This window comes from Mycobacterium sp. E2497, from assembly GCF_001668695.1.
GTDB lineage: Bacteria > Actinomycetota > Actinomycetes > Mycobacteriales > Mycobacteriaceae > Mycobacterium.
Window position 1 is genome coordinate 1 of the sequence record NZ_LZKD01000165.1, and the last position, 676, is coordinate 676.

General features: G+C 63.9%; 1 protein-coding gene. It reads left to right on the forward strand.

The window, feature by feature from the left end:
* Nucleotides 1–676 (forward strand): MCE family protein (locus A5713_RS15125; protein WP_156751896.1); only part of this gene is annotated, 676 nt, incomplete at both ends.

Consider the following 676-nt stretch of genomic DNA (forward strand, 5'->3'; position numbering starts at 1 on the left):
GTGGAGATCGGCCGGGTGGGCAACATCGCCGAGACGGTGCGCGATGGCAAGCCGGCCGCCAAGTTCACCCTGGAGGTCTATCCGCGGTACCTGTCGCTGATTCCGTCCAACGTGAACGCCGATATCAAGGCGACCACGGTGTTCGGCGGCAAGTATGTGTCGCTCACCACCCCGAAGAATCCGTCGCCGCAAAAACTCAGCCCGCACACGGTGATCGACGCGCGGTCGGTGACCACCGAGATCAACACGCTGTTCCAGACCGTCACCTCGATCGCGGAGAAGGTGGATCCGGTCAAGTTGAACCTGACGCTGAGTGCGGCCGCGCAGGCGTTGACCGGGCTGGGTGACAAGTTCGGGCAGTCGGTGGTCAACGCGAACGCGATCCTCGATGATGTCAATCCGCAGATGCCGCAGGCGCGTCATGACATTCAGCAGTTGGCCGGGTTGGGTGACACCTACGCCAACGCGGCGCCGGATCTGCTGGACTTTTTGAACAACGCGGTGATCACCTCGCGCACGATCAATGCGCAGCAGAAGGATTTGGACCAGGCGTTGTTGTCGGCGGCCGGGTTCGGCAACACCGGCGCCGACATCTTCAATCGGGGCGGGCCGTATCTGGCGCGCGGGGCCCAAGACCTGGTGCCCAGCGCCCAGCTGCTGGACACCTACAGCCCCG